The 926-nt window shown below is 65.0% G+C and carries 1 protein-coding gene; it reads left to right on the top strand.

From position 1 onward, the window contains the following. A partial coding sequence (locus WS61_RS32180; protein WP_059506704.1) for an aminotransferase occupies positions 1-926 on the top strand: 926 nt, incomplete at both ends.

Raw genomic sequence — 926 nt, 5'->3', positions numbered from 1 at the left:
CCGTTCTCGGACATGGGCGCGCTCAATCGCGCGGGCAGCCGCGTGATCGTGAAGGCCGACGGCGTCTACCTGTGGGACTCGGACGGCAACAAGGTGATCGACGGGATGGCTGGCCTCTGGTGCGTGAACATCGGCTACGGCCGCAAGGAACTCGCCGACGCCGCGTATCGCCAGATCCAGGAACTGCCGTTCTACAACACGTTCTTCAAGACCACGCATCCGCCGGTGATCGAACTCTCCGCGATGCTCGCGGAAGTGACGCCGGCCGGCTTCAACCACTTCTTCTATTGCAACAGCGGCTCGGAAGGCAACGACACGGTGCTGCGCGTCGTGCATCAATACTGGCGCGTGCAAGGCAAGCCGCAGAAGAAATACGTGATCTCGCGCAAGAACGGCTACCACGGCTCGACGATCGCGGGCGGCACGCTCGGCGGGATGGGCTACATGCACGAGCAGATGCCGTCGAAGGTCGAACACATCGTGCACATCGACCAGCCGTATTTCTTCGGCGAAGCGCAGGCAGGCGAGACGCCCGAGGCATTCGGCCTCGCGCGGGCGCAGCAGCTCGAAGCGAAGATCCTCGAACTCGGCGCGGAGAACGTCGCGGCGTTCATCGGCGAGCCGTTCCAGGGCGCGGGCGGCGTGATCTTCCCGCCGTCGACGTACTGGCCGGAAATCCAGCGGATCTGCCGCAAGTTCGACGTGCTGCTCGTCGCCGACGAAGTGATCGGCGGGTTCGGCCGCACCGGCGAATGGTTCGCGCACCAGCACTTCGGCTTCGAGCCGGACCTGATCACGATGGCGAAGGGCCTCACGTCGGGCTACGTGCCGATGGGAGCGGTGGGCATCCACGAGCGCATCGCGCGCCCGATCATCGACAACGGCGAATTCAATCACGGCCTCACGTACTCGGGCCATCCGGTGGC

The sequence above is a fragment of the Burkholderia sp. ABCPW 11 genome, assembly GCF_001523445.1.
GTDB lineage: Bacteria > Pseudomonadota > Gammaproteobacteria > Burkholderiales > Burkholderiaceae > Burkholderia.
This window is presented reverse-complemented; position numbering and strand designations above follow the sequence as displayed.